Source organism: Cupriavidus sp. 09_S30 (assembly GCF_056930435.1).
Map to the genome: position 1 here is coordinate 2,600,188 of NZ_JBXOWI010000002.1, position 24,708 is coordinate 2,624,895.

A 24,708-nucleotide genomic window follows, 5' to 3' on the forward strand; every position below is an offset into this window, starting at 1 on the left:
CTGTCCCGCAGGCCGGCAACGGCAGACAAATGGAGGCACGAGATGAACGATGACGCCTGGATGCGGGCGTGGCAGCCGATGATCGATGCCGTCGGCACCGATTTCGGCCACGACTACCAGCGCAGCGGCGCAGACGCGGTCGAGGCCGGTGCCATCCGGCGCTTCCTCGAGCCACTGGAGTTCGACTGCGCGCTGCACTACGACAAGAACATCGCGCAAGCTCACGGATATCGGGACATCATTGCCCCCTGCAGCTCGCTGCTGACCTGGATCATCCCTCCGCTGTGGGAAGCCGGGATGCAAGTCTGGCGCGCCGCAGGAAGGGATGTGCAGCCCGACACCGGCATGCGCATGCCATGGCAGGGCAGCCACATTCCCCAGCCCAAGACCCTGCGCGCCTTCGCAACTGACATCGAGGTCGAGTACGTCGCGCCGATCGTGACCGGAGACCGGCTCGCAATCTCCGGCGCCAAGCTGCTGGCATGCCGGCCGAAGCAAACGAGGGTGGGCAGGGGCGCATTCCTGACCTGGCAAAGCGAAGTCCGCAACCAGTCCGGCGAGCTGATTGCTCGGGTGTGCTACAGCCGGTACTGCTATGACCCTGCGGATCGATCCGCCGACGAGGCGGATGCAATGCCTGCCGGCAAGGGGGGATCTCATGCATAGGGACAACGCCCAGCGGTACTGGGAAGACGTCCGCGAAGGCGAGGCGCTCGACGACGTGGCTTTCCCCCTTACCCTGCATCGACTCGTCGTGGCGGCGGGCGCGAATCGCGACTTCAACGCGATCCACCACAACTCGGACATTGCCCGTGCCAGCGGCGCCCAGGAGGCGTACGCCAACAACGTCTTCCTGCAAGGCATGTGGGAACGCAGCGTGCGCGCCTATATCGGCAACGCCGGCACGATCGTCCGCCTGGGGCCGTTTCGCATGTCCAGCTTCAACGTCGCCGGCGATACCGTGCTTACCAAAGGCCTGGTACGGCGCAAATGGAGGGAAGGCGGCAAGCACTTCGTCGAACTGGAGATGCGCTGCGAGAACGAGCGCGGCATCTCGGTCGCGCCGGGCCCCGTCGTGGTGACGCTGCCCACGCGGAATGCGTCGCAGGAAAGCAAGGGGATGACAGAATGAAGCATCCAGCGTTGACTGGCGCCTACAGCACCGCCGTGGGTCGGCTCCCGGAAAGCTCCTGCATGTCTCTGCATATGGACGCCGCCCTTGGCGCCGTTGCCGACGCCGGGCTGAAGCTGAGCGATATCGATGGCCTCCTGTGCGCGTACTCCACCACCGAACCGCACATGTTGCTGTCGTCGCTGGTGGCCGAATACCTTGGCGTTCAGCCCGCCTACGCCGCCTCGTTATCGGTCGGCGGGGCCACTGCCTGCATCATGGTGATGACAGCCGCTGCACTAGTCAGTCAGGGCCACTGCCGGCACGTACTTGTGGTGACCGGCGATAACCGGCTTTCTGGCATGGGGCGCGCGGCGCAAAGCATGCTTGCGGCTGGCGGAAGCCAGCAATTCGAGCAGCCTTACGGACCCTCCGTGCCGGCGTTCTATGCCCTGGTTGCCCGCCGCTACATGCACGAGTACGGCTTGCTGCCAGAACACATGGCATCGGTGGCAACCACGCAACGCGCCTATGCGACCCTTAACCCGTTGGCCCACATGCGCCAGCCGCTGACCCTGGAGCAGGCGATGGCGGCCCGGCTGGTTTCCTCCCCGCTGCGACTGTTCGACTGCTGCCCGGTGTCTGACGGCGCGGCAGCCGTGATCGTCAGCGCGCCCGACGCGGCCGCCGACACGGCAGCCATCCCGATCCACCTGATCGGCAGCGGGCAAGGACACACCCACGAGCATGTGGTCTCAGCTCCGTCACTGACTGACTTCGGCTGCAAGCAGTCGAGCCGGACCGCGTTCGGCCGTGCCGGTATCCGGCCAGCGGACGTCGATGTCGCCGAGATCTACGATTCCTTCACCATCACGCTGTTGGTGGAGTTGGAATCCATGGGCTTCTTCGAGCGTGGCGAGGCCGGCCCGGCCGCGCTGGCCGGTGAGCTCGGGGTCCATGGCAGGCTCGCCTGCAACACGCACGGCGGCCTGCTGTCATATGGCCATTCTGGCGCGGCAGGCGGCATGTTCCACGTCGTCGAAGCGGTGTCGCAACTGCGCGGCCAAGCCCAGGCCCGGCAGGTGAGAGACGCAAAGATCGCCATGGTGCATGGCGACGGCGGCGTGCTTTCGGCCCATTGTTCCCTCATTCTGGCGAGAGCATGACCATGGACAAGACCATTCCGATTCCAACGCCCGATACGCAACCCTTCTGGGACGGCTGCGCCGCCGGCGAATTCCGCTATCAGGTCTGCAATGCCTGCCACGAGCCTCAGTTCTACGCGCGCGCGCTCTGCCGCCATTGCCACGCCCGGGATCATTCCTGGAAGATCGCGTCGGGATTCGGCACCGTGCATACGTACAGCACCGTCTACCGGGCGCCCAGCGAGGCATTCGATGCCGACGCACCCTATCTGCTCGCCCTGATCGACCTGGACGAGGGCATCCGCATCATGACGAATATCCTCCATGCAGCGGAAGCGGACGTGTCGATCGGCGCGAAGGTCCGCATCGTCTTCGAGTCGCGCGGGGACAGGATGCTGCCTCAGGCCGTGCTGGTCCGGTAGCCGGCGATGCGGCTACGCGGGCAAGCCCATGCGCATGGACGGCAATGCGGGCCGCCGGCGCCGTGGCTCGCGCGGCGCCCGGTGCAGGGCTACGCCGGCTGGACTCCAAGCGCCTCGGCAATGCCGACCGCCACGGTCTGCACCGAGCGGACGACCCCCTCGAGATGCTCCGGGCCGAACCGCTCGGACACGCCGCCGACGCCGACCGCGGCATTGGGCACATTGCGCAGGTCCAGAATGGGTACGGCAACGGCACTGATTCCCGGTATCCAGGCATTGACCGATACCGAGTAGCCGCGGCGCCGGATGAGCGCGAGCTCTTCGAGCAGCGCCGGCCGGTCGAGCGCCGCGGCGGACGGCTCGGTGGCGATGATCCCGTCCAGGATCTTCTCCGGGTCTGGCTGGAAAGCCAGCAAGGCCTTGCCCGACGCCGTGCGCCAGGCCGGCGCCCGGGAGCCGACCTGCATCGGCGCCACCAGGGGATAGTCGGCATCGATCCGATCCAGGTACATCACCTCGACGCCACGCAATATGGACAGAAAGGCGGTCTCGGAGGTCTGCCGCTTCAACAAGCGCAGAAAGGGCTGGGCAGCACGCCTCAGGGGATGGCGGGCACCGATCGCCGAGCCGCATTCCCACAGTTTGAGGGTCGGGAAATAGCGCCCGGTGTCGGCTTCTTTCTGCACGTAGCCCAGTTCCACCAGGGTAGCGAACAAGCGGTGCACATTGCTCTTGTCTAGATCGAGTTGCCGGGCCACCGCCGAGACGCCGACGGGCGCGTCCGCCTTGCTCAGGATCTCGAGCACAGCGAGCGCCTTGACGACGGACGAGTCCAGCCGCGGACGATTTGCATCGACGGCAACAAGCCCCGACTCTTCAGCACACTCTTTCATCGCTCGACTCCTGGTGAATGTCAGACGGATCTGCCGCCGTGGCGCAACTGCCTGCCACGGCAGGCCAACGGCTCAAGAAAACAACGGCGTTCCGCCACGGATAACGCCGTGATTATAGAGGAGATGTCACTTCGCCCAGGTGGAGGTGCTATCGCTATCGCCACCGGCTACGCCGGGGCTTGAGGTGCCGAAGAAGCATGGATTGCTTCGCGATCTGGTGGATTGTGGTTGCGTTCAAATCGACCTGAGTGCGACCTGCGGCTTGCCTTGTGAAATCTGGGCTCGACAGACATCGGCTACATCAAGCAAGCATTTACAATCCACTTTGCGCCGCTCGACAGACATTGGTCGATTTTTTACGCAAAAAATAACCATTAGAAATCAAGCACCTTCATGACCGCCTCTCGACAGACTTTATTTTCAGCAATCAGGGGGGGATCGCTAGAAATGAAGTCTGTCGGGGATCACAAGGCGATGACCGATTCCAGCGTCTGGCTCCGTCTGGCTTGTCATATCGTTGTCACTTCACATGCAACGTGGCGACACTCCCCGCGGATCATCATCCCACGTCGCCATGCCAGTCCCCTCCCGCAGCCGGGCGTATGGACCGCGGGGACATAGGTAACGGGTGTTCGGAGACATAGGTGACACGTGATCTGCGCGCATCATGATGCGCGCAGATCAATTTCCCCCGCGCCTCCCCGCCGATGCAGCTGACCTGATATGCGCTGCCAGCCCAGTGGTTGGCGACCGAGTTCGGCAGCAGTCGCCTACCGGCTCGCCGTATCCTGGCGACTAGGCGCCGCCGCAGTCTTGTCTAGGCAGTGGCGCTCAAAGGCCAGCATCCGAAGCTGATGAGCCCGGTTATCGGCACTCTCCAAGGCAGCATTCTTCTCGATGACATTGCCAATGCCGAAGTCGCCCAGGAACGAGAGAACTGAGCGCCCGCTGAATTCACTTTCCTTTTCAACTGCTTGGTTGAAACCGCCCACCTTGGCCTGCTCGATCTGGATTTCACGGCACGTCATGGTCTGCCGCTCGAAATCCGTCACGGCCCCGAGCCGTCCATAGTTCTTCGTTGCGCAGCCTTGGGCTGCCAGCAGGCAAAGCCCGATCGCCAGAATTGACCGATTCATGGGTACCTCCCTGAGTTGTTGTGCAGAGAAGGTAGCCGCATGAGATGCCTGAGGCATATCGACCAATTGGCCATCCGTCGAGCGGATTACCCCTTGTGTTGGGTCGCACGACAATGCTCAGCCGATCGTCACACGAGAGGCTGGCCAGATCCAGTTCGAAGAAGTCTTGGCGGCATGCGCTCAGTTCGTGCCGCTCGTGCCCGTGGCAGGTGGAGCGGACGGTGCAGCCGGCGCTGCTGGCGCGGCCGGTGAGGACGCGGCCGCCGGCGCCGCGGCGTCGGGCTTCGCGGCGGGCGCTGCAGTGGCCGTTGATCCATCTGGCGCCTTCGAGGTCGGCGCAGGCGTCGGGGTCGCTGGAGCCGGTGCAGGTGCTGCAGCAGGCGGCTGTACCGCAACGGGCGGCGCGGGCGGCGTCGGCACGGCGGGCGTCGTCATCTTCATCGGCTCGCCCGGATGCGTCGGCGCGGGCTCAGGAAGCGGCGCAACGTGCTCCTTCTTCGCGGCCTTCACTGTCGCGCGGTCGCGCTGCACCGGATCGACCTTCAAGAAATGGTCGACCAGATTGAAGAAGCGCTCGTAGAAGACGCCGGCCGGAATCGTCTCGCTCGCGATCTTGACCATCGAGTCACTGCTCGAGCCGATCGGCAACGACACCGAGCCGAGCACGCTCAGCCCGACGCTGGCCGAGGTGCTGCTTTTCTTCAGCGCGTAGCGGTCCTGTACCGCGTTCACATAGGCGGTGCTCGAGGTGCCCTCTGCGTTCGCATCCGCGCAGACGACGTGAAAGGCGATCACGACGTGCGTGTCATTGCTCGGCTGGAAACTCTTGCTGCCATCGATCGTCTGTGGATGCTCCGAACTCGACACATAACCCTGGCTCAGCAGCGCCCGGCGCGCGGCTTCGCAAGTCGCGTCGGAATTCGAGTGGAAGGTGCGCGCGTATGGGCTCGCCGCCGCGTCGAACTGCTCCTCCTGATAAAGCGGGGTCGGCGCCGGCCCCGGACTTAAACTGCTGCATGCCGACAAGGTGACGGCAATCGCGCACAAAACGGACAACTGGCGGAATCGGTGGAACATGGCTTCAGTAAAAAGGGCTCGGCCGTGTGACGCGCCGCGAGGTGCGGTCGGGAGGCGCGGTCGGGACGAGGCCGCCGCATGTGCGGTGTAATGTTCATTTGCACCGGTGGCTTGTTGCGACGCAATCTCGCATGGCCGGGGCGTCATTATAGATTCGTCTGCTGATCAGGGGTTCCGAGCGCGCGAGGACTTCCGCATGGTGGTCGCCACCTGAGCGAATTGGCAGAGCGGATCCGTCTCCGACTCTACGCGGCTCGTGCAGCCATGACGAGGTAGTTACATGGTTCACCTTTGATCCTCGGGGCGGCCGGCGCCAAGATTTTCGAGCAGGGGCCTGAGTGCATCGAGTTCCGCGCCGAAGCCGCTCCAGTCTCCTGCCTTCAGGCGCTCGATCGCGCGGTCATAGTGCGCGAGGGCGTCTCGGGCGCGCGCGTCTGCCGAACCACGGGCAGGTGATGCCAAGGGGCCGGTCTCCTTGAAAAGCGCCGCGATGGCTTCGCCCAGGGTGTTTTCCATCACCACACGATCACCATAGGCAGCGATTACCCGCTTCAATTCGGGCAACTGGCCGGACGCCGCGCGCAGGTAGAGCGGTGACAGATACAGGATCGAGTTCTCGATTGGCACCACAAGAAGGTGGCCGCGGATGACGCGGGAGCCCATCTGGTTCCACAGCGAGATCTGTTGCGAGATCTCGGTATTCTGCTGGATGCGCGCCTCGATCTGGAAGGGACCGAAGACCAGTTTGTCCTTGGGGAAAGCGTAGACGATCAGCTTGCCGTAGTCAGGCGGGTCACAACGTGCCGCCAGCCAGGCGATCATATTGTCGCGCTGGCTGGGCACCATTGGCAGCATGAGGATGAACTCGGCGTGAGGTTCGCCGGGGAGCCGCATGATCATGTAGTAAGGCGCCATGAGAGACATGGGTGCACCCGGGACGTTCCCGCCGTCGATGCCGGCCAACGCCCGCGGGAACTGCCAAAGATCCTCGCGGTTGTAGAAGACTTCGGGCGCGTCCATATGGTAGGCGGCGTAGAGCTTTGCCTGGATCCGGAACAGGTCCTCGGGATAGCGGATATGCTGCAGCAGATCCGGCGGCATGGCTGACAGAGGCTTGAACAAGGCCGGGAATATGCGCTCGTACGTTCGCACGATCGGGTCGGCTGGATCACTGACATAGAAGTCGACGGTGCCGTCATACGCATCGATCACCACCTTGACCGCATTGCGGATGTAGTTCGACTCGGCGCCGAAGCCTGCTTGGGCGTAGGGGAACCAGCGGCTGATGGTATAGGCATCCTGCATCCAATAAAGTCGCCCGCCGCTCGCGACGATATAAGGATCCTGGTCCAGGCTCAGGAACGGAGCGATTGTCCGCACTCTTTCCTGGATGTTGCGGTGGATCAGGATCCGGCTTTCGTCCGTGACGTATCCGGTAAGCAGTATGTTTGGATCGTCGAGCTGCCAGGCAAAGAGCGTGCGCTGCGCCATGCCGCCGATGGCAATGCCGTCGCGCCCCTTGTAGACCGTGTAGGTATTGTCTTTTCCCTTCGGGTAGTCGAATTCCGGCACCGTGCCCTTCACGACGACATAGTCCTGACGGCCTTCGCCGAAATAGATGCGCGGTTCCTGGATGATCGGGCCGCCACTGGCGACCGGCGGAATATCCCCCAGATAGATGGAAGGCAGGCCCTCCGTTGATTTCTCGTTGACCGGCGACATCACGATGCCGCTGCCGTGGGTGAACAGCAGGTGCAGGTTCACCCAGGTCTTGGCATTCGCCGGAAGCATCGCTGGCTCCAGCTCACGGGCGGACAGCATCACCTGTCGGTAGCCGCTTTCGAGGTGGTAGCGGTCGATGTTCAGGGAGAGGAATTTGTAGTAGGTCCTGATTTCCTGCAGCTGCGCATAGGTATCCAGCAGCGGCTCGACGTCCCAGAGGCGGACATTGTCGATCGTCGCGCGATTGGCCTGGATCGCGGGGAGATTCAGCCCCTGCTCGGCCGGGAACGGTTTTACCGCGATTTGCTCGAGGCCGTAGGCCCGCCGGGTCAGCGCGATGTTGTGCGCGATATAGGGTGCTTCCAACTCCAGCTCGCTCGGCTTGACATAGAAGCGCTGGAACAGCACCGGGTAGATCAGGGCAAGAAAGAATGCGCTGCCAAACACAAGCAAGGCCGCGGCGGCAGGGACTCGATAGTCGCGCAGGCGCACATTGGCCCAAGATACAACAGCCGCGGCAATGGCAAGGCACATGAGCAGCCACAGGACCGGCAACTTGACGTGGATGTCGGTATAGCTGGCGCCAATCACGACACCGTTGTCGCCATAGAGCAGCAGATAGCGATCGAGCCAATAGGACCAGGCCTTCAGCACGAATAGCAGGCCGAGGAGTACTGTGCCATGGGTCGCAGCGGCGGGAGAGAGCCGCGGGGACGGCGGCGTGAGCGCGATGTCGCCGCGCACCCCATAGATCACGCCCGAAATGGCGGCGCAGCAGAACAGCAGCAAATACAGCCAGTTCTTGAGCGCAATGTAGACGGGCAAGGAGAAGAGATAGAAGCCGATGTCCTTGCCGAAGATCGGATCCCGTTCGCCGAAGGGTACTTGATGCAGGAAGCGAAGCACCATGTCCCATCGCGAGATTTCGCCGCCGGCGATGATCAGCCCGAGAACGACAGCGACGCCGGCAATGCTGGCGCGCCAGGAAATGCCCGCTACGGCGTCGCCCGGCTCGCCAATGAAACGCGCTCTTCGGGAAGGAAAGGTGTCCGAATCTAAGAGGCGAGGGCTGCTCGCAAAATGATGCGCCAGCAACCCCGCCACCCAAATCGCGCCCGCCGAGATAGCAAACACGCCAACGAAGACGAGCACCTGAGCCGCAAGGATGACCCGGAAAACGCTGGCGTAGCCGATCGACGAAAACCACAGCCATTCGACCACAATGTCTGCGAAGCGCCCGAAGATGATCAGGCCGACGACGACGACTCCAGCGGCGATTGCATAGCGTCTAATGCGCATGCCGGATCTCCCTGCCGACCGCATCGCCCCTCCTCGGCTGCTACTCCGTGGCCAGCCAATGCTGATCCATCATGCATAGCCGGTCGGACAGGCGCGTGCTTACATCCCATCAGCAATTCTAGACCGGAGATCCGGGGAGAGGACGCGCAACACCTGTGAAGCCCGAACTTGACAGAGCGCGCGCCAAAACGGCGGCAAACAACCGGACCGCGGCGGGGTGGCCATTGAGACACCTGGAATGCGCGTGGGCGCGGATCCACGCTCAGCGACTTTCGAAAAGCGCCATCGGCGAATGAAGTCGATTGGACGCCGGGCTACGGCTGGCGTTCTTGCACTTTTCCAATGTACGCACCCTGCGAGACAACGGCTTCCTCTCCTAGCAAGCCGCGTGGCCGGAGCACCAGCGTCACCATTAATGCGAGGCCGATCAAGATGATCTGTGCTGCGCCCCCTTTCACCTGAAGTTCGAGCGGCAGCATCATCTGGGCTGCACTGCCGGTCCCGGTCCAAATAGCCCACATCAGTACCGAGCCTAGGATCGCCCCCTTGTTGTTTGCGCTGCCGCCTACGATCAGCATGGTCCAGATCTGAAAGGTGAGGACAGGCAGAAAGTCTGTAGGGCTGATGAATCCAATAAAACTTGCGTAGAGTGCGCCACTGAGTCCCATGACGGCGCAGCCGATGACGAACGCCTGTAAGCGATACGCGAAGGGGTTCTTCCCTAGCGACGCCGCCGCCACCTCGTCTTCACGAATTGCCTTCAGCACACGCCCCCAAGGCGAGCGAACCATCGCCTCGAACGCAAGATAGATCGTGGCAACAATTGCCACCATCAGCGCGAGCATCAGCAGATCGCGCCCGAAAATCGAGGGAACCAGGCCTTCCAATGGCCGTGGAATACTGGTTACACCTTGGCTGCCACCAGTCAACGGAGACGCATTGAGCGCGATCAACTGCAATGTCGCGCTTATCCCAATGGTGACAATGGCAAGGTAGTCCTCCCGCAGACGCAATGTAGGAATGCCGACAATGAATGCGACAAGCCCGGCGGCACCGGCAGCGCCTACCAGACCCACCACGAAGGGCAAACCAAAACCGCCAAGATGGCTGAAGTAAGGCGGCCCGCAAAGAATGGCAAAGACATAGGAGCCGACCAGGAAAAAGCCCGACACGCCAATATTGAAGAGACCTGTGTAGCCCCATTGCAGATTCAAGCCAAGGCATGCCACAGAGTAGATCATGGCCTGGACGAGGAAGAAAACGAGGTAGGAGACGATGCCGCTCATGACCGCTCTCCGAGCAGCCCCTTGGGATAGAGCAGCAAGATCAGGAACATCAGTAGAAAGCCGACGGCCGGCTTGTAGGCTGCTCCAATGAAGGGAACCGAGACTGACTCAGCCAGACCGATGATGAGTCCGCCAAGCACGGCGCCGTAGATGCTCCCCACTCCTCCCAGAATGGCTGCGGCAAACATCGGCAGAATCAGATTGAAGCCCATTTCCGGCGAAATTTGCACCGTCAAGCCGTAAAGTACTCCGGCGACGGCAGCCAGCGCCCCGCCGACTATCCACGTCCAGCGTACGACGCCTTGCGTATTGATGCCCGCGACACTCGCGAGGGATGGATTGTCCGATACGGCTCGCATCGCCTTGCCGAGCCGGGTCATTTTCAGGAAGAGGTGCAATCCCAGCATCAATAGACAGGTCAGCGCCACAACGAAGATCTCGTCGGCAGTGAGCCGCACCCCCGGCAGGACTTCGCGCGCGATGGCAATGCTGCGAGAGTAGTACTCTGGCTGCGCGCCCCAAATGAAGACTGCCAGGTTGCGCAACATGAGGGACGCGCCGAACGACGCAATCACGAGCGCCACGGCAACTCCCTTCCTGCGCAATAAGCGGTACAGGACCCAATCGAGCAGAAGCGCCAACGCAGCGGTCATCACAGCAGCTACCATCAGCGCCACCAGAAAACGCCAGCCGAACGTCAGCGAGCCCAGTGCTGCGCTGCCAGTGTAGAAGCTGACGAAAACGAGTGCGAAGTAGGCCCCGAAGGTCAGGAACTCACCATGGGCGAAATTGGCAAAGCGAAGGATGTTGTAGGTCAAGGTCAAACCTATCGCCCCGAGCGACAAGGTCGCTCCGAAGACAATGCCATCGGCAATGTACTGCCACATCACGATAGCCCTCGCTGCACACCGAGATAAAGCTCCCCGACGTCAGGATTCCCCAGCAATTGCCGGGCGTCACCGCTCACTTGCTCTCGGCCTTGCGCGAGAACATAGCCCCTGTCGGAGATCAAGAGTGCGGATTTGGCGTTCTGCTCGACGATAAGAATCGTCACACCGATCTCACGCACCTCACGGATCTTCCCCAGGACGACACCCACCATCTTGGGCGACAGCCCCGCCGACGGCTCGTCAAGCATCAGAACCGTTGGATTGGACATCAGGGCACGCGCAACAGCCAGCATTTGCCGCTCGCCGCCGGAGAGGGTGCCGGCCAACTGCCTGCGTCGCTCGCGAAGCCGAGGAAAGAGGCCGAACATCTGCTCCCGGTTACGTGCAACCTCACCTCGCCGGAGTATGTAGGCACCCATTTCAAGATTCTCTTCAACACTGAGGCGCGTGAATACATTGTTGATCTGCGGAACGTACCCCAGGCCCCGCGCGACAATCTGGTGAGGCGGAACACCCAGCGTTTCTTCTCCAAAGAGCCGAATGCTCCCCGAGCGCGCCCCGACCAGCCCTGCGATGGCCTTGATCAGCGTCGATTTTCCTGCGCCGTTGGGCCCGAGAACCGTCACGATCTCGCCTTTGCCGACCTCGAGCGACACCCCACGCAGAATATCGATCTCCGCGGTGTAGCCGGCGACCAGCCCGGACACTTGCAGGGCCAATTCCTTCATTCCGGCACCCCGCCGAGATAGGCCTCGAGTACGCGCGGATCGCGTCGGACCATGACTGGTGGCCCCTCCAGGATCAGCTTGCCTTGAGCCATCACCAGGACCGGATCGCACAGGGTCATGATGAGGTCCATATTGTGTTCAATGACCAGGAACGTGATGCCTTGCGCTTGGAGTTCTTGCAGCTTGGCCATGATCGTGACAAGCAGGCTCGGGTTCACGCCTGCCCCCGGTTCGTCCAAGAGGATCAACTTAGGCTTCGCCATGAGTGCACGAGCCAGTTCGAGCAGCTTCTGCTGGCCCCCGGACAGATTCGCCGCGCTTTCTCCCATCATGGCACCCAGCCCGAGAAATCGCAGCACTTGCATGGCGCGCTCGCGGCAGACGCTTTCTTCGGCGCGCACCGTGGAGCGCTTGAACCAGTTGTTCCAGAAGATCTCCCCTGCCTGTCGGTACGGGACCATCATGCAGTTTTCCAGGACTGTCATCGCAGCGAAAGGTCGAGGAATCTGGAATGTCCGCACCAGGCCATCGCGGAAGATGCGATACGGTGGTGCGCCAGCTATACGCTGGCCCAGGAATTGGATGTCACCGGAGGTCGGGCGATAGAGCCCCGCGATTGTGTTGAACAGCGTCGTCTTGCCGGCCCCGTTGGGGCCGATGAGCCCCGTGATCGTGTTGGCCTTGAGGCTGAAGGAAACGTCACTGACGGCACGCAATCCTCCAAATTCCTTGACCAGGTGACTGACTTGGAGCATAGGTAGCAGCCATCCAGGACGCGTTATCGTCCACGTGATCGCACAATGCGCCTGCCGCTGGCCCGGGTCGTGCGACTCGCGTACGCAATCGGCCAAGCAGCCACCTGGCAGGCACGCGCCGTGCTACTTCAGCTGCCGGCGCAATTGTGCGATCTGTTCCACCGTTATCATCCCGGTCGGCTTCACCTTTCCGTCCTGATCGACAGACCAGACCACCATGGGCGCGTCGATGTCGCCGTATGCATCGAACTGCAATGGACCGGAAGCGCCAACATACTGGATTGGCTTTCCTTGTGCCAGCAAACTGGTCGCCTTCTTTAACTGGTCAGCGCCGGCATAGATCTTCTCGCCCTTCGGGTCCGTGACCTTGCGTATGCTGTCACGAATTGCGGCAGCGTCGGTGCTCTTGGCGCGCTGCATGGCGAGTCCGATGATCACCGTGCCATCGTAGGCATTGGGAATATATGCCTGCTTGGGCGGATCGCCGAACTTGCTCTTATACTCCCGCTGGAAAGTCTCCAGTGAGAGCGTTGTCACGGATCCCGGAGCGGTACCGTGCACGTTCGTCAAATATTTCGCCCCAACGTCGTTCACAAAGTCCTGGGACTCGAGTCCATCTGGAAGCAAGAACTTCTGTGGTCCCCCGGAAGAAATCCATTCACGCGCGATTGTCGTGCCATCGCCTGGATAGCCAATGAGCAAGAGCGCATCGGGAGCCGGCTTCATCGCCTTGTCGACCTCGGATCGATAGGATGGTTGACTTGGGTTGTACGTGACATTCTGCGTAACCAAGCCACCCAGCTTCGTGAACGCGTGTGTGAACTCCATGCTCAAGCCCTGACCATAGGCGTTGTTCAAGTAGAGCACTGCCACCTTCTTGAATCCCGCGTCCAAGGCCACCTTGGCGATCGCCACACCCTGCAAGGCGTCGGACGGCGCCGTGCGGAACCAGAAGCCGCCGGTCTTTCCATCTTTAGCCAATTGCGTGAAGGTTGGAGACGTCGAGGCAGGAGAGATCAGGACGACACGGCTCGGCGCGGCAACAGATGTGAGGATGGCGGCGCTGACCCCGCTCGAAAGCGCACCAACGATAGCGGGTACATGTTGGACCTCAACCAGCTTTTTTGCCGCGTCGACACCAACGGAGGCACTGGTCTGGTCGTCGAGCAATGAAAGCTGGGCCATGCAACCGTTGATGCCGCCTGCGGCATTGAGGTCTGCAACTGCCAGTTGCGCGCCCTTGGCGATCTGTTGGCCTAACACGCCCAGCGAGCCGGTCAAGGACATCACGCTGCCTATCGTGGTTTCGCAAGCCGCATAGGCTGAGCTGGAGCCGATGGTGACAGTAATGGCGGCAGCAAAGACAAGTTTCTTCGTGGGCATGGGGAGACCTCCATTGCAACAGAGGAAGGAAGATTCACGAGCCTTTCGCGCGCATCGCGCGGTCCTTCCGGCACCGCTCCCCCGGCGATTCTTGAAATCAGGCTGCCGCGAACTGATAGGCAAAGCTCGCGGCGGGCAAAGGACACGTACGGTGCCTGCTGCTGCAGGGATGATGTCGATTCCCTTCAGGTCCACTCCGGCGCTTGCTGCGCCGCACACACCCGTTCGCTGCGATAGCTCCCTTGCAAAAAGTTTGACGCCGTCTGCAGCGAATTAGTTCTATTAACCACTTACATACCCGAAGAAGGTAAGCGTGGTGAGCAACGCCTATCACGCCGATCGCCCAGCCGTGATTGCAATGGCAGCCGAGACATTGCAACAGTGGCCATTGTCACGGGAACCGCTTGTGAGCTGCGCCGCAGGCTATGGACGAAGTACAGATTCCGATACGTCGACAACGCTGCAATGCATCGGATCTGGTTCGAGGAATCTTGTACTTGGATGCATGCCACCGGAAAACTTGCGAATCAAGTGCACTCTTCGGATCCACGCGGGCGTTGGTGGCAGCGTAGCTCATCCAAGCCATACTGGCCGAGCCGCAACATCTGAACAGGGCATGCCCCGCTCAACGTTGTCATGCCCCACCCTTCTCAAGATTGCCCCCGCCCGGTGCGACGATATATCACATAGTGACATACAGGCCAAAGCCAGTAGCCGCACATGATGCCAATGTGCCATCCGCGCGTATCTCGCCCCCAAGAACTCCGGCCATTCACGCTGTTTTAAGGATTCCCCCCTAGGCTGGTGCTATGGGATCGAGGAGGCCGGTTCCAGCGCGAACAAAGCGATAGGAGATGCGAGATGATCCGCCTAACCTTGGCCAAGGCGCTTGTCGGAACGGCTACCGTCACCGCAGCGACCGTCGGCTTTGCCTATCTGGAGAATCAACAAGCTTCGAACCCCATCCAACCCCAGGTTGCGGGGACGTCGCCACCTCTGGCTGCTGCCGCCGTACAGCCGATGGATTTCCCGGCCATCGTCTCCAAGTACGGGCCGGCCGTGGTGAACATCACCGTCATCACACGCGAATCGGGCGAGGCACAGCCGGTTCCTGGGGACATCGACCCCAATGACCCCTTCTTTGACTTTTTCAAGCGCTTCGCCCCGGACTTCCAATGGCCACATGCCAACACGCCGCGCGTCATACGCGGTGCAGGCTCAGGGTTCATCATCAGCCCGGATGGACTCATCCTGACAAACGCCCACGTGGTCGATGGCGCTAGTACGGTCAGGGTGAAGCTGATAGATCGACGCGAATTCCGCGCAAAGGTGCTCGGTGTGGATCAAGGCTCTGACGTGGCGCTGATTCGAATCCCTGCGACCGGCTTGCCTACCGTGCAGCTAGGCGATTCGTCACGCGTGCGGGCAGGAGAACCGGTATTGGCAATCGGCTCTCCTTACGGGTTCGAGAATACGGCCACCGCCGGCATCGTCAGCGCTGTCTCGCGAGCCCTTCCCGGCGAGAGCTACGTGCCGTTCATCCAGACAGACGTCGCAGTCAACCCCGGCAATTCCGGCGGTCCACTGTTCAACCGCGACGGCCAGGTGATCGGCATCAATGCCCAGATCTACACGCAGACGGGCGGTTATCAAGGCCTGTCTTTTTCCATCCCGATCAATCTGGCGAAACAGGTGGAGACCCAGTTGCTCGCGCATGGGCGCGTCGTCCGAGGCAGGCTCGGCATCGCAATACAAGACGTCGACCAAGGGCTCGCACGGTCCTTCGGACTTGATCGGCCGCAAGGTGCGCTGGTCGACTCGGTCGTTCCGGGATCGCCTGCTGCGCAAGGCGGCCTGAAGGCTGGGGACATCGTGACCCGGGTGGGAAACAAGGCGATCGATGATTCGGCCGACCTGGCGGCTACCATAGCCGAGACCAAGCCTGGGACGCCCATCACGCTCACGCTCCTTCGCGAGCACAAGCCGCTCACGATGAATGTGACTGTCGCCGCAGCGCCGAATCAAGGCACCTTCACGCAGGATATGGGAAGCGCCGATAACCGGCTCGGACTGACAGTGCGGCCCCTTACCGGCGCGGAGAAGCGAGCCGCGGGCGTCACCGGTGGAATCCTGGTGGAACAAGCCCAAGGCGTTGCGGCACAGTCCGGTATCGAGCGCGGCGACATCATCCTCTCTTTGGATGCGACCCCGATCGACTCACGTGAGCAATTGCGGGCCTTGTTGAGCAAGGCGGGCAAACAGGTGGCACTGCTGATCCAGCGAAACGGCACGCGCATCTTCGTTCCCGTCGAGATCGGGTGATAAGGCCCCCAAGCGGGAGCCTCATCCCCCCGTCAATGACGCAGGAAATCAATCACCATGCGGTTGAACGCGTCAGCATGCTCCCACTGGGCCCAGTGGCCGCAGCGGTTGAAGATGTGCATCTGTGCATTCTGCATGCCCGCGATCAGGCGCAAGCCGACGTCCATCGGCACGAAGCGGTCTTCACGGCCCCAGATCACCAAGGTAGGCGCCGCGATCTCGCCGAGGCGCGGGCCGTAGTCGGTGAACTGCTTCGGGTTGGCTGCGAGGCTCTTGACGAAATTCTCCAGGTGATCACGCCTGGCCAGCATATTGTCCAGCCGTGCCTGCATCAGTTCGTCGGTGAGCGAGCTCGGGTCGTAGACGAACACATTCATCATGCGCTTCAGGTTCTCGATGGTCGGCTCGCGGTACAGGCCATTGAGCAGCTTGATGCCTTCGGTAGGCATCGGCACGAACTGGCTGGGCCCACCCGTGCCGCCGCCCATCAGCACCAGTTTACCCACGCGCTGCGGGTTGGCCAGGGCGAACGCCACCGCGCTATGCCCGCCCATCGAGTTGCCGAGGATGTGCGCTCGTTCGATGCCAAGGGCGTCCAGCACGCCCTTCAGCACCCGGCCGTTCAGCTCCGAGCGCGATCCCGTGTTGACCACCGGGTCGCTCTTGCTCCAGCCCGGGCAATCGACGAGCAGCACGCGGTACCCCGCTTCCACCATCGGCTCGACGTTGCGGTTGAAGTTTGCCCAGCCGCTGGCACCGGGGCCCGATCCGTGCAGCATCACCACGGTCTCCGGCCCCGTTCCGGCGTCGTTGTAGTGGATGCGATATGCCGTTTCGCCGTCCTGGACGGTCACGAAGCGGCTCGTCGATGCTTCTGAAATGGCTTGTGTCATGGCATTCATTGCAGTTCTCTCTTCTCACTTATTCGGTGAAGGTCGCGCGCACGGCGCCGAGTCCCTCGATCTGTGCGGCAAAGGTGCCCGGCCGGGTCACCGCGACCATCGGGCCGAGCGCGCCGGTCAGCACCACGTCGCCCGCGCACAACGGCGTGCCGAGCTGAGCCATCCGGTCCGCCAGCCACACCGCGGCATTCAGTGGATTGCCGAGGCACGCGGCACCGTCGCCACGCGACAGCACCTCGCCGTCGCGCGAGAGCGTCATCGCGCAGGCGCTCAGATCGATATCGGTAAGCGGGACGGGGCGGCTGCCCAGCACGAAGCGCGCACTCGATGCGTTATCGGCCACCGTGTCGACAAAGCGGATGTCCCAGTTCTGGATGCGGCTGTCCACGACCTCGATCGCGGCCAGCGCATACGCACTGGCACGCAGGATATCGACGAAGGTGTGCTTTTCGTGCCGAAGGTCGCGTTCGAGCACGAGCGCGATTTCGGCCTCCACCTTCGGCTGGATCAGCCCTGCGAGCGACATCGGCTCGCTGTCGCCGACCGCCATGCCGGCGAAGAGCGTGCCGAAGTCCGGCTGGTCGACGCCGAGCTGCTTCTGCACGGCCAGCGAGGTCAGGCCGATCTTGCGGCCGACGATGCGCTCGCCCGCCGCGACGCGAGAGTCCACGTTCGACTGTTGCACCGCGTATGCCGTGGCGATGTCGTCCAGCGCGATCTCACCGCGCACGGGCGCGATCGTCTGGCGGGTCGTTTCGGCTTCGCGCAGGCGTGCCGCCAGTGCGCGCACGGTATTCTGCTCAGGCATCTTGGTTCCTCTTTCGGTTAGGCTGCGAGCGGACGCGCGGCGGCCGGCTCGGCATGCATCATGGCGAAGCCCGCGATCCATTCAGGAATCGGGCGGTAGTAATCGATCGACGCCTGGTAGGCGCCATAGGCAGCCAGCGTGCCGAACGCTGCCACCCACGTACGGATCTCGTGTGCGGACCTGCCGCCGTCGCGCGTGATGGCGTCATCCGTCATGCCGTCGACCGCGGTCAGCTCATTTGCGAGCCGCTCCAGGAAGGCGCGGTCCCACTCCGGATTCAGGGGGTGCAAGGTGCTCTCGCCAGCCGTGAAGGCGCGGGCGGCGGCGATGGTGCGCTGCTCCCGCTGCGCGCGCGCCTCCGGCGTCGGATTGCGGCCCGCGATCAGGCGCTCGCTGACCTCCGGCACCGCGCCGGCGATCTGCGGCACGGGCGGCTCGTGCGAGATGCCGCCCGAACCCGCCACCAGCACGCGCTTGCCGGTGCGCTGCAGGAAGCGGCCGATCGCGTCCCCAAGCAGGCGGGCGCGGCGCAGGCTCGCCATCGGCGGTGCGACCGAGTTGATGAAGACGGGAATCACCGGATAGCGATCGAGCCCGCCGGTCAGCACCTCGAGCGCCTGGGCGCAGCCGTGATCGATCTGCATCCGGTGCGACAGCGCGACGTCGACATCCGAGGCCAGCACGTGGGCCGCCAGTTCGACGGCAAGGTCGCGCGGCACGGGCAAGGGCCCGGCGAGGCTCTTGTAGTCGCCGATGCTGCTTGCCTGCGCACCGATGCAGAACGGCGGCATCATGTCGTAGAAGAAACCATTGTAGTGGTCGGGCGCGAACACCACGACCAGTTCGGGATCGTAGGCCCGTACGCGCTCGCGCGCCGCTTCGCTGAAGCGCGCCACCTCATCGAGGACTGGCGGCGCAGGATCGAAGTATCCCTGCAATGGCGTATGGGACAGACACTCGAGAAGAATCGGCATATTGATGCTCCGGCCGCCCTCGACGGGCGACACATTCTGTTTCCGGGGTCGGACGAAGGCGGGCGGCGTGCCTGCCCTTCTGCTTGTCAGTACGGCATTGACTGGACGGCCGCAATCCTGTGCGCACCGGCACATGCGACCGACCTACGCCATGCGTTATGCAAGCGCCTTCGCTGCGTTTCTCAGATTGAACGCCGGGTCCGCGAGCTCCTCGCGCGCCAGCCGTGCCTGGCCTGCGATCAGGTCTTTCAGGCTGCGCATGTCGCGGCCCTGATTGATCGTGATGCCGGCGATCAGCGTGCCGTCGCGATCGAGTCCGAACAGCACGGCCGGCGGCGAATCGAGGCGGCCACGAACGATCCATTCCGGCGCCGTCACGTCGCCGGCGAACTGGACGTTCAAGCCGCATTGGTCGGTCCAGAACCACGGGACGGTCGGCGCATCCGGCTCGATCCCGAGCATGGCGCGCGCGGCCGTGGCCGCCTGAAGGTTCGCGTTCTCCCAGGTCTCACGACGCAGATGCCCGCCGGCCGGATCCTGCCATTGGCTGGCGACATCGCCGGCGGCGTAGACATCGGGGTGTGAGGTCGCGCAGCGCGCGTCCGTCACGATGCCGTTGTCGACGGCGAGGCCGGCGCCATGGGCAAGCCCGGTGTCCGGCACGACGCCGATGCCGTAGACGACGATATCCGCCTCGATGCGCGTGCCGTCACCGAGCGTCAGCATGATGCCGCCGTTCGCACGGACGGCGCCATCGACGGAGGCACCAAGATGGATCGCCACGCCACGCGCGCGCTGCACGGCGCACAGATGCTCGTTCAGCACCGGCGGCGAACAACGCATCATCGCCTGCGGCGCCTGCTCGATTACCGTGACCTGCGCGCCGAGGTCGACCGCGCTCGAGGCGAGTTCCAGGCCGATCACGCCGGCGCCGACCACCGCGACGCGGCTGCCCGCCTTCAACACGGCCTGCAGCGCGCGCGCATCGTCGAGCGTGCGCAGGGTGTAGACGTTATCGCCGAGCGCATCGAGCAGCGGAAGACGGCGCACGCGCGCACCGGTGGCGAGCAGCAGCTTGTCCCAGGCGAGCGTTTCGCCATCGTCGAGCGTCAGCGTATGCGCGTCGGTATCGAGCGCGGTGGCCTTCACGCCGAGCTTCAGCTCGATACGCTGCTGCGCGTAGAAGTCGTCCGGATGAATCGCGCAACGCGTTTCGGCGGGACGCAGCAGCACGTCCTTCGACAGCGGCGGCCGCTCGTAGGGCGCGTACGGCTCGTCGCCAATCAGCACGATGCGGCCGTCGAAGCCATTGCGGCGCAACTCGGCAGCGGCGGTGGCGCCGGCCTGGCCGGCGCCGACGATCACAAAGGTAGCGGTCGTCATGGCTTACAGGTGCAGCCCGCCGGCCACGTGCCGGATGCCGCGGATGCCCAGGCCCGCGTCGGCATTGATCATCACGCCGCTCAGCGTGCGGTTGTTCGCGCGCGATGCGAGCAGCACGAAGGGGCCGGTGAAATCGGCCGCCTGGGGGAAGAACTGCAGTGGCAGGATGCCGGCGATCGCCTCGGGCGAGCGCGAATCCATGATGCGCTTGTCCTCCTGCCCGAGCGATGCCGGACCGCGCAGGTCGCTCGCCATCCCGCACGGGCCAACCCCGTTCACGCGCACCTTCGGCGCGAGTTCATAGGCCAGCTCCCGGATCAGTCCGGTGGCCGCGTGCTTGCTCGCGGTGTACAGCGGGCCGCCACCACCGGGATAGAACGAGGAGTTCGACAGGGTGAAGATGATGCTGCCTTCGCTGGCGACAAGCGCCGGCGCGGCAGCCTTCGCGCCGAGCAGATAGCCCTTCACGTTGACCGCAAACAGTTCGTCGAAGCCGCGGTCGAGCTGCTCCCCGGACAAGTCCATCAGGCTCGCCGCGTGATCCCAGACTGCCGCGTTGCCGACGAACGTGTCGAGCTTGCCGAAGCGCGAGACGGTTTGCGCAACCGCGCGTTCGTTGTCCGCATACGAACGTACATCGCCTTCGATGGCGACGACGTCATCGCCGAAGCGCTCGCGCAGCGCCGCGACCTTCTCCGGCGAGCGCTCGAGCACGCCGACGTTCGCGCCTTCGGCCAGGAATCGCTCGACGATTGCGAGCCCGAGGCCGGAACCGCCGCCCGTGATCAGCGCGACTTCGCCCTGCAGCCAGCCCGCGCGCTGTGCCGTTGCCGCGACCGTCATCATGCGGCCTCCGGCACGTCGACGTAGATGGCGCCATCCACCAGCTGCACGGGGAAGGTCTTGAGCGGATCGGTCGCCGGCTGGCACAGCGCGGCACCGGTCTTCAGGCAGAAGCGCGCCGCGTGGAGCGGGCACTCGACGGTGGCGTCGTCCTCGACGTAGCCTTCGGACATCGACGCGTTACCGTGACTGCAACGGTCCGACAGCGAAAAGAGCTCGCCATTCACCTTGAATACGGCGATCGCCCCGCTCGGGCCATCCACCTTGATCGCTTCGCCGTCGGACAGCTTATCGTCCTGGCACACAAAGAGTCGGGTCATGATCAGAAGAACACGCTAAGGTTGTGGGAAGACATGACGACTTCGTCGAGCACGATGTCGCGGCGGCAGATCTGCCAGCCCGCGCCGACGTCGGCGCGGCGCAAGCGGTCGAAGCGCGTGCCGACGTAGATCGTCAGGTCCCGTTCCTTCTGCGCGCGATGCAGCAGGTAGTTCACGCGGACGTCGTACTCGCCGGCGGCTTCGGCCGGCTTCGCGCGAACGTTCGTCACCAGGTGGCGCGTGCGCGAGGGCGGCTCCTCGGCCCACGCCATGCCCGTCTCGAGGCGGGCGACACGGCGCTCGAGACTGCCCCCACGAATCATTGAAGATCCAGGTCGTCGGCGGCTGCACGCTGCGCCGACGGTCCCGCGTCTGCGCATTCACCGTCGTGCGCATCGTGTAAGCGATGTCCTGCGAGAGCAGTTCCAGCCAAGGGCGGAACTGCCAATCGTCGAGCAGTTCCGCCTCGTGATACAGGAACTGCGATATCTCATGATGCAGTTCAACCGAGACCGGTGCGGCTGCGTGCTGTGCTTCCTGCGGGGCTGCCTGCGCGACTTCCTGGATTGCGGTATTCGTCGGCATCTCGTTCACTCCCCCAGCAGCTCGCGCTCGTAGCGCTGCGTACGCTCATTGACCTCGTCCCACGTTTCAGACGCGAGGAGGTCCGCCCAGCGCCGGTACAGGCCGCGCGCCGCCGTCTCGGAGAAGATGTAGTTGGTGATGCCGGGAATGCCGTCATCGCGCACGCGCTCGTTGCCGAGCCCCATCTCGACGATGAGCTTGGTCTGGCGCGCGCGCTTGCCGCGCAGCACCTTCTGGATTTCCACCCAGTTTTCCGAGTCGTCCTGCTCGAGGAAGCCAGCGGCGCCGAAGGCGCGCGTCGCGCTGCGCTCGAATGCGGCCTTCACTTCCGGCGAGGCGTCGCGGTCGGCAATGCAGAATGCCCACACCTCGACCTGGTTGGGGCCGCGGGGGTGCCACACACGCAGCGTCGCGGTACCGTTGAGCCAGGACAGCGTGGGGAACATGGTGTTGTGGCCCGCCAGGCGCAACGCGCGCACTTCACCCAGTCGCTGCTTCGCTTCGTCATAGGTTTCGCGGAAGTACTGCGAGACTTCGCCATCCACCCACACGTTCGCATCGGGCTGCTCGGTGAAGAAGAAACCGCTGCCATGGCCCGCCTGGCCATACTGCAGCGCGTCCTTGGCGGTCTCCCACACGGGACGTGCCGTCTGGCCCGCGCCGAGCGCCTTGCCTGCGTCGCCCTCCTTTGCCCCGAGCACCTGCACGGCCGAGGCGTGCGAGAACAGGGCGTGGTACTGGTCGCTCGCGAACTGTTCGGCGGGGAACTTCCAGTTGCAGTCGATCACCCACTTCTGCACGCCGCCGATCACCTCGGTGCCGCCTTCGCGGCGGTCGAGCACGCCGTCGAGGTACCAGGCGATATCGCCCATATAGGTTTCGAGGTCGGGCGCGCTCGCATCCCAGTTACCGAAGACCAGGCCTTTGTACTCGGCGACACGCGCGACTTCCTGCAGGCCGAGCTGGTGCTTGCACAGCCCTTGCGGATAGGCGCGGTTCTCGAGCGGCACGTCGACGAGCGAGCCGTCGACACCATAGGACCAGCCGTGGTACGGGCAGGTGAATGCACGCGTATTGCCGCAATCGGCAAAGCTCACACGCATCGAGCGGTGGCGGCATTGGTTCAGGAAAGCCTTGATCGAGCCGTCCTTCTGGCGGACCACGATCACGGGGTCCTCACCCATATACGTGTTGAAGAAATCACCTGCCTTCGGAATCTGGCTGGTATGGGCGAGGAACAGCCAGCAGCGCCCGAAGATGCGCTCGAGCTCCAGTTCGTAGAGGGCGGGATCGGTATAGATGGACGAGGCGACGCGGCCGGTGCGCGCGTCCACCAAGGCATCGAAATCGATGTCTGCGGACATGGTGTCTCCTGTTTTGGGGGTGAGTCCCGATGGGGAATTTGCGCAAATAATCGTTGCCAGCGCGCGCGATGTGAAATACTTTGTTTGTTTAGACCTAGACGTAGAACCTATGGAACTCAGACATCTGCGCTACTTTGTCGCAGTTGCCGAAGAGCTGAACTTCACCCGTGCGGCGCAGCGGCTGCACACCGCACAGCCCTCGCTGAGCCAGCAGATCCGCAACCTGGAGGACGAAATCGGCACACCATTGCTGGAGCGGACAAGCCGCAAGGTGGAGCTGACAGAGGCCGGGAAAGTCTTTCTGGCCGAGGCTCGGCTGATCATCGTCCAGTCCGATCGCGCCATCTCCCGGGCCCGCCAGGCCGCACGCGATGCGGCGACAACGATCACGATCGGGTTCGTGCCCGCGGCCGAGATCGGGGTCTTCCCGGAAATCCTGCCTCGCTGGCGGCTGATGTTTCCCGAGACCAGCGTCAAGCTGCGCAGCCTGCCGACGGAAGAGCTCGAACAGGCGCTGCTGCACGGCGACGTCGACGTCGCCTTCATGCGCAATCCGGTACGCTCGCCGGCCTTGGTCAAGGAAGTGGTTCTCGTCGAACCGCTGATCGCCTTGCTGCCGGTCAACCATCCACTGGCGCGACTGGATCAGATTGCGCCGCACGAGCTGAGCGGCGTGCCGTTCATCAGTACCCATCCCAATTACTCGGGCCAGGTGTATACGGCGGTGGAGGAATATTTCACGCGACACAAGATCGAGCAAAACGTCGTTCAGGTCGCCACCAATATCCTGCTCAACCTGAACCTGGTCGGCATGGGTCTGGGCTATGCGCTATTGCCCGAGTACGCGGCCTCGCTGACCAACAGCTCGATTTGTGCCCGCCCTCTTGCCGGCGAGGCGCCTCATGTCGATCTGCTGATGGTGTCGCGCGATGAGCCGCATCCGGCTGAACTTGCGGGGCTCCTGGCAATCGTGCGCGAACACTTCGCAGATTCCCGCATCGAAAGAAACGATTGAAGCCAGCTTGAAGATCCAAGGATGGGCCAGCTTGGGCGGTTGGCCTTTCCCGGCTGTCCGCCCCAGGTCCATCAGGTCGCCTGCATCCCTCTTCTGCATGGCCGCCAACGCTGCTTGCCGCTCCCGGCGCTCTTCTCCCTGCATCCCCGCTCAGAACATCGCGCCGAAATTCTCCGGTTTCAAATAAAGCGGATTCTCGCGGGGAACGTCAAACGACAAGGAAAAAACGGAATAAATCCAAATCGTTTTTCTCATGACATAAAAATCATGAATTCCTTACACTAGCGCTCCAGAAAACGGCGCGACAAGCCCGGATGCCTCCATCGCCAGGAGGCCCGCACCGGC

Annotated in this window: 23 protein-coding genes and 1 pseudogene; 6 read left to right on the forward strand and 18 right to left on the reverse strand. The window is 63.2% G+C overall.

Annotation, left to right across the window (positions count from 1 at the left end; all coding sequences use genetic code 11):
- Nucleotides 1-42: 42 nt before the first annotated feature.
- From AC1Z3O_RS31795 to AC1Z3O_RS31810, 4 genes are all read left to right on the forward strand, one after another.
- Nucleotides 43-666: an FAS1-like dehydratase domain-containing protein gene (locus AC1Z3O_RS31795; RefSeq protein WP_483520822.1), complete on the forward strand. Its 624-nt coding sequence runs from the start codon at nucleotides 43-45 to the stop codon at nucleotides 664-666.
- The gene (locus AC1Z3O_RS31800) at nucleotides 659-1,132 is read left to right on the forward strand and encodes a hotdog family protein (RefSeq protein WP_483520824.1); all 474 of its coding nucleotides are present in this window, start codon (nucleotides 659-661) and stop codon (nucleotides 1,130-1,132) included. The genes AC1Z3O_RS31795 and AC1Z3O_RS31800 overlap by 8 nt, the downstream gene beginning before the upstream one ends.
- A gap of 62 nt (nucleotides 1,133-1,194) precedes the next feature.
- Nucleotides 1,195-2,277, forward strand: a complete 1,083-nt coding sequence (locus AC1Z3O_RS31805) for a thiolase family protein (RefSeq protein WP_483520826.1) — start codon at nucleotides 1,195-1,197, stop codon at nucleotides 2,275-2,277.
- Complete coding sequence (locus tag AC1Z3O_RS31810; RefSeq protein WP_483520828.1) at nucleotides 2,274-2,678, forward strand: Zn-ribbon domain-containing OB-fold protein; 405 nt, start codon at nucleotides 2,274-2,276, stop codon at nucleotides 2,676-2,678. The genes AC1Z3O_RS31805 and AC1Z3O_RS31810 overlap by 4 nt, the downstream gene beginning before the upstream one ends.
- Before the next feature lie 89 nt (nucleotides 2,679-2,767).
- On the opposite strand, the gene AC1Z3O_RS31815 is transcribed toward AC1Z3O_RS31810, so the two are convergent.
- The 9 genes from AC1Z3O_RS31815 to AC1Z3O_RS31855 all read right to left on the reverse strand — a co-directional run bounded on the left by AC1Z3O_RS31815 (nucleotide 2,768) and on the right by AC1Z3O_RS31855 (nucleotide 13,847).
- Nucleotides 2,768-3,571 (reverse strand): IclR family transcriptional regulator, encoded by an 804-nt coding sequence (locus AC1Z3O_RS31815; RefSeq protein ID WP_483520830.1) that lies wholly within the window; start codon nucleotides 3,569-3,571, stop codon nucleotides 2,768-2,770.
- A 770-nt stretch (nucleotides 3,572-4,341) separates the two neighbouring features.
- A complete protein-coding gene (locus tag AC1Z3O_RS31820; protein WP_483520832.1) occupies nucleotides 4,342-4,707 on the reverse strand; it encodes a hypothetical protein in 366 nt (121 codons plus the stop codon).
- Nucleotides 4,708-4,887: 180 nt separating this feature from the next.
- Nucleotides 4,888-5,784, reverse strand: a complete 897-nt coding sequence (locus tag AC1Z3O_RS31825) for a DUF2242 domain-containing protein (RefSeq protein WP_483520834.1) — start codon at nucleotides 5,782-5,784, stop codon at nucleotides 4,888-4,890.
- A gap of 285 nt (nucleotides 5,785-6,069) precedes the next feature.
- Nucleotides 6,070-8,829, reverse strand: a complete 2,760-nt coding sequence (locus tag AC1Z3O_RS31830) for a UPF0182 family membrane protein (RefSeq protein ID WP_483520836.1) — start codon at nucleotides 8,827-8,829, stop codon at nucleotides 6,070-6,072.
- 290 nt (nucleotides 8,830-9,119) lie between these two features.
- Complete coding sequence (locus AC1Z3O_RS31835) at nucleotides 9,120-10,091, reverse strand: branched-chain amino acid ABC transporter permease (RefSeq protein ID WP_483520838.1); 972 nt, start codon at nucleotides 10,089-10,091, stop codon at nucleotides 9,120-9,122.
- On the reverse strand, nucleotides 10,088-10,978 hold the full coding sequence (locus AC1Z3O_RS31840) for a branched-chain amino acid ABC transporter permease (RefSeq protein WP_483520840.1): 891 nt from the start codon (nucleotides 10,976-10,978) through the stop codon (nucleotides 10,088-10,090). Before AC1Z3O_RS31840 ends, AC1Z3O_RS31835 begins: the two co-directional genes overlap by 4 nt.
- Complete coding sequence (locus tag AC1Z3O_RS31845) at nucleotides 10,978-11,709, reverse strand: ABC transporter ATP-binding protein (RefSeq protein ID WP_483520842.1); 732 nt, start codon at nucleotides 11,707-11,709, stop codon at nucleotides 10,978-10,980. The genes AC1Z3O_RS31840 and AC1Z3O_RS31845 overlap by 1 nt, the downstream gene beginning before the upstream one ends.
- Nucleotides 11,706-12,464, reverse strand: coding sequence for an ABC transporter ATP-binding protein (locus AC1Z3O_RS31850; protein ID WP_483520844.1), 759 nt, complete (start codon nucleotides 12,462-12,464; stop codon nucleotides 11,706-11,708). The genes AC1Z3O_RS31845 and AC1Z3O_RS31850 overlap by 4 nt, the downstream gene beginning before the upstream one ends.
- Nucleotides 12,465-12,587: 123 nt before the next feature.
- Entirely contained in the window at nucleotides 12,588-13,847 is a 1,260-nt protein-coding gene (locus tag AC1Z3O_RS31855; protein WP_483520846.1) for an ABC transporter substrate-binding protein, read from the reverse strand.
- 861 nt (nucleotides 13,848-14,708) lie between these two features.
- Here AC1Z3O_RS31855 and AC1Z3O_RS31860 point away from each other — a divergent pair.
- A complete protein-coding gene (locus AC1Z3O_RS31860) occupies nucleotides 14,709-16,169 on the forward strand; it encodes a Do family serine endopeptidase (protein ID WP_483520848.1) in 1,461 nt (486 codons plus the stop codon).
- A gap of 32 nt (nucleotides 16,170-16,201) precedes the next feature.
- On the opposite strand, the gene AC1Z3O_RS31865 is transcribed toward AC1Z3O_RS31860, so the two are convergent.
- From AC1Z3O_RS31865 to hcaE, 9 genes and pseudogenes are all read right to left on the reverse strand, one after another.
- Nucleotides 16,202-17,071: an alpha/beta fold hydrolase gene (locus tag AC1Z3O_RS31865; protein ID WP_483520850.1), complete on the reverse strand. Its 870-nt coding sequence runs from the start codon at nucleotides 17,069-17,071 to the stop codon at nucleotides 16,202-16,204.
- Between the two features lie 19 nt (nucleotides 17,072-17,090).
- Complete coding sequence (gene mhpD / locus AC1Z3O_RS31870; RefSeq protein WP_483520852.1) at nucleotides 17,091-17,879, reverse strand: 2-keto-4-pentenoate hydratase; 789 nt, start codon at nucleotides 17,877-17,879, stop codon at nucleotides 17,091-17,093.
- Nucleotides 17,880-17,896: 17 nt separating this feature from the next.
- Nucleotides 17,897-18,853, reverse strand: coding sequence for a 3-carboxyethylcatechol 2,3-dioxygenase (locus tag AC1Z3O_RS31875; RefSeq protein ID WP_483520854.1), 957 nt, complete (start codon nucleotides 18,851-18,853; stop codon nucleotides 17,897-17,899).
- A 156-nt stretch (nucleotides 18,854-19,009) separates the two neighbouring features.
- Nucleotides 19,010-20,236 (reverse strand): 3-phenylpropionate/cinnamic acid dioxygenase ferredoxin--NAD(+) reductase subunit, encoded by a 1,227-nt coding sequence (gene hcaD / locus AC1Z3O_RS31880; protein WP_483520856.1) that lies wholly within the window; start codon nucleotides 20,234-20,236, stop codon nucleotides 19,010-19,012.
- Between the two features lie 3 nt (nucleotides 20,237-20,239).
- Nucleotides 20,240-21,082: a 3-phenylpropionate-dihydrodiol/cinnamic acid-dihydrodiol dehydrogenase gene (hcaB, locus tag AC1Z3O_RS31885; protein WP_483520858.1), complete on the reverse strand. Its 843-nt coding sequence runs from the start codon at nucleotides 21,080-21,082 to the stop codon at nucleotides 20,240-20,242.
- Nucleotides 21,079-21,399: a 3-phenylpropionate/cinnamic acid dioxygenase ferredoxin subunit gene (gene hcaC, locus AC1Z3O_RS31890; RefSeq protein WP_483520860.1), complete on the reverse strand. Its 321-nt coding sequence runs from the start codon at nucleotides 21,397-21,399 to the stop codon at nucleotides 21,079-21,081. The genes hcaB and hcaC overlap by 4 nt, the downstream gene beginning before the upstream one ends.
- A 2-nt stretch (nucleotides 21,400-21,401) precedes the next feature.
- Nucleotides 21,402-21,671 carry an aromatic-ring-hydroxylating dioxygenase subunit beta gene (locus AC1Z3O_RS31895; protein ID WP_483520862.1) on the reverse strand — a complete coding sequence of 90 codons (270 nt, stop codon included), beginning with the start codon at nucleotides 21,669-21,671 and terminating at the stop codon, nucleotides 21,402-21,404.
- Nucleotides 21,672-21,768: 97 nt separating this feature from the next.
- Nucleotides 21,769-21,984 (reverse strand): annotated as a pseudogene (locus AC1Z3O_RS31900) (aromatic-ring-hydroxylating dioxygenase subunit beta); the annotation flags it as partial.
- Between the two features lie 5 nt (nucleotides 21,985-21,989).
- Nucleotides 21,990-23,348 (reverse strand): 3-phenylpropionate/cinnamic acid dioxygenase subunit alpha, encoded by a 1,359-nt coding sequence (gene hcaE, locus AC1Z3O_RS31905; protein WP_483520864.1) that lies wholly within the window; start codon nucleotides 23,346-23,348, stop codon nucleotides 21,990-21,992.
- Nucleotides 23,349-23,457: 109 nt separating this feature from the next.
- On the opposite strand from hcaE, the gene hcaR reads away from it, so the two are divergent.
- Nucleotides 23,458-24,363: a DNA-binding transcriptional regulator HcaR gene (gene hcaR, locus AC1Z3O_RS31910; protein WP_483520866.1), complete on the forward strand. Its 906-nt coding sequence runs from the start codon at nucleotides 23,458-23,460 to the stop codon at nucleotides 24,361-24,363.
- The last annotated feature ends 345 nt before the right edge of the window (nucleotides 24,364-24,708 follow it).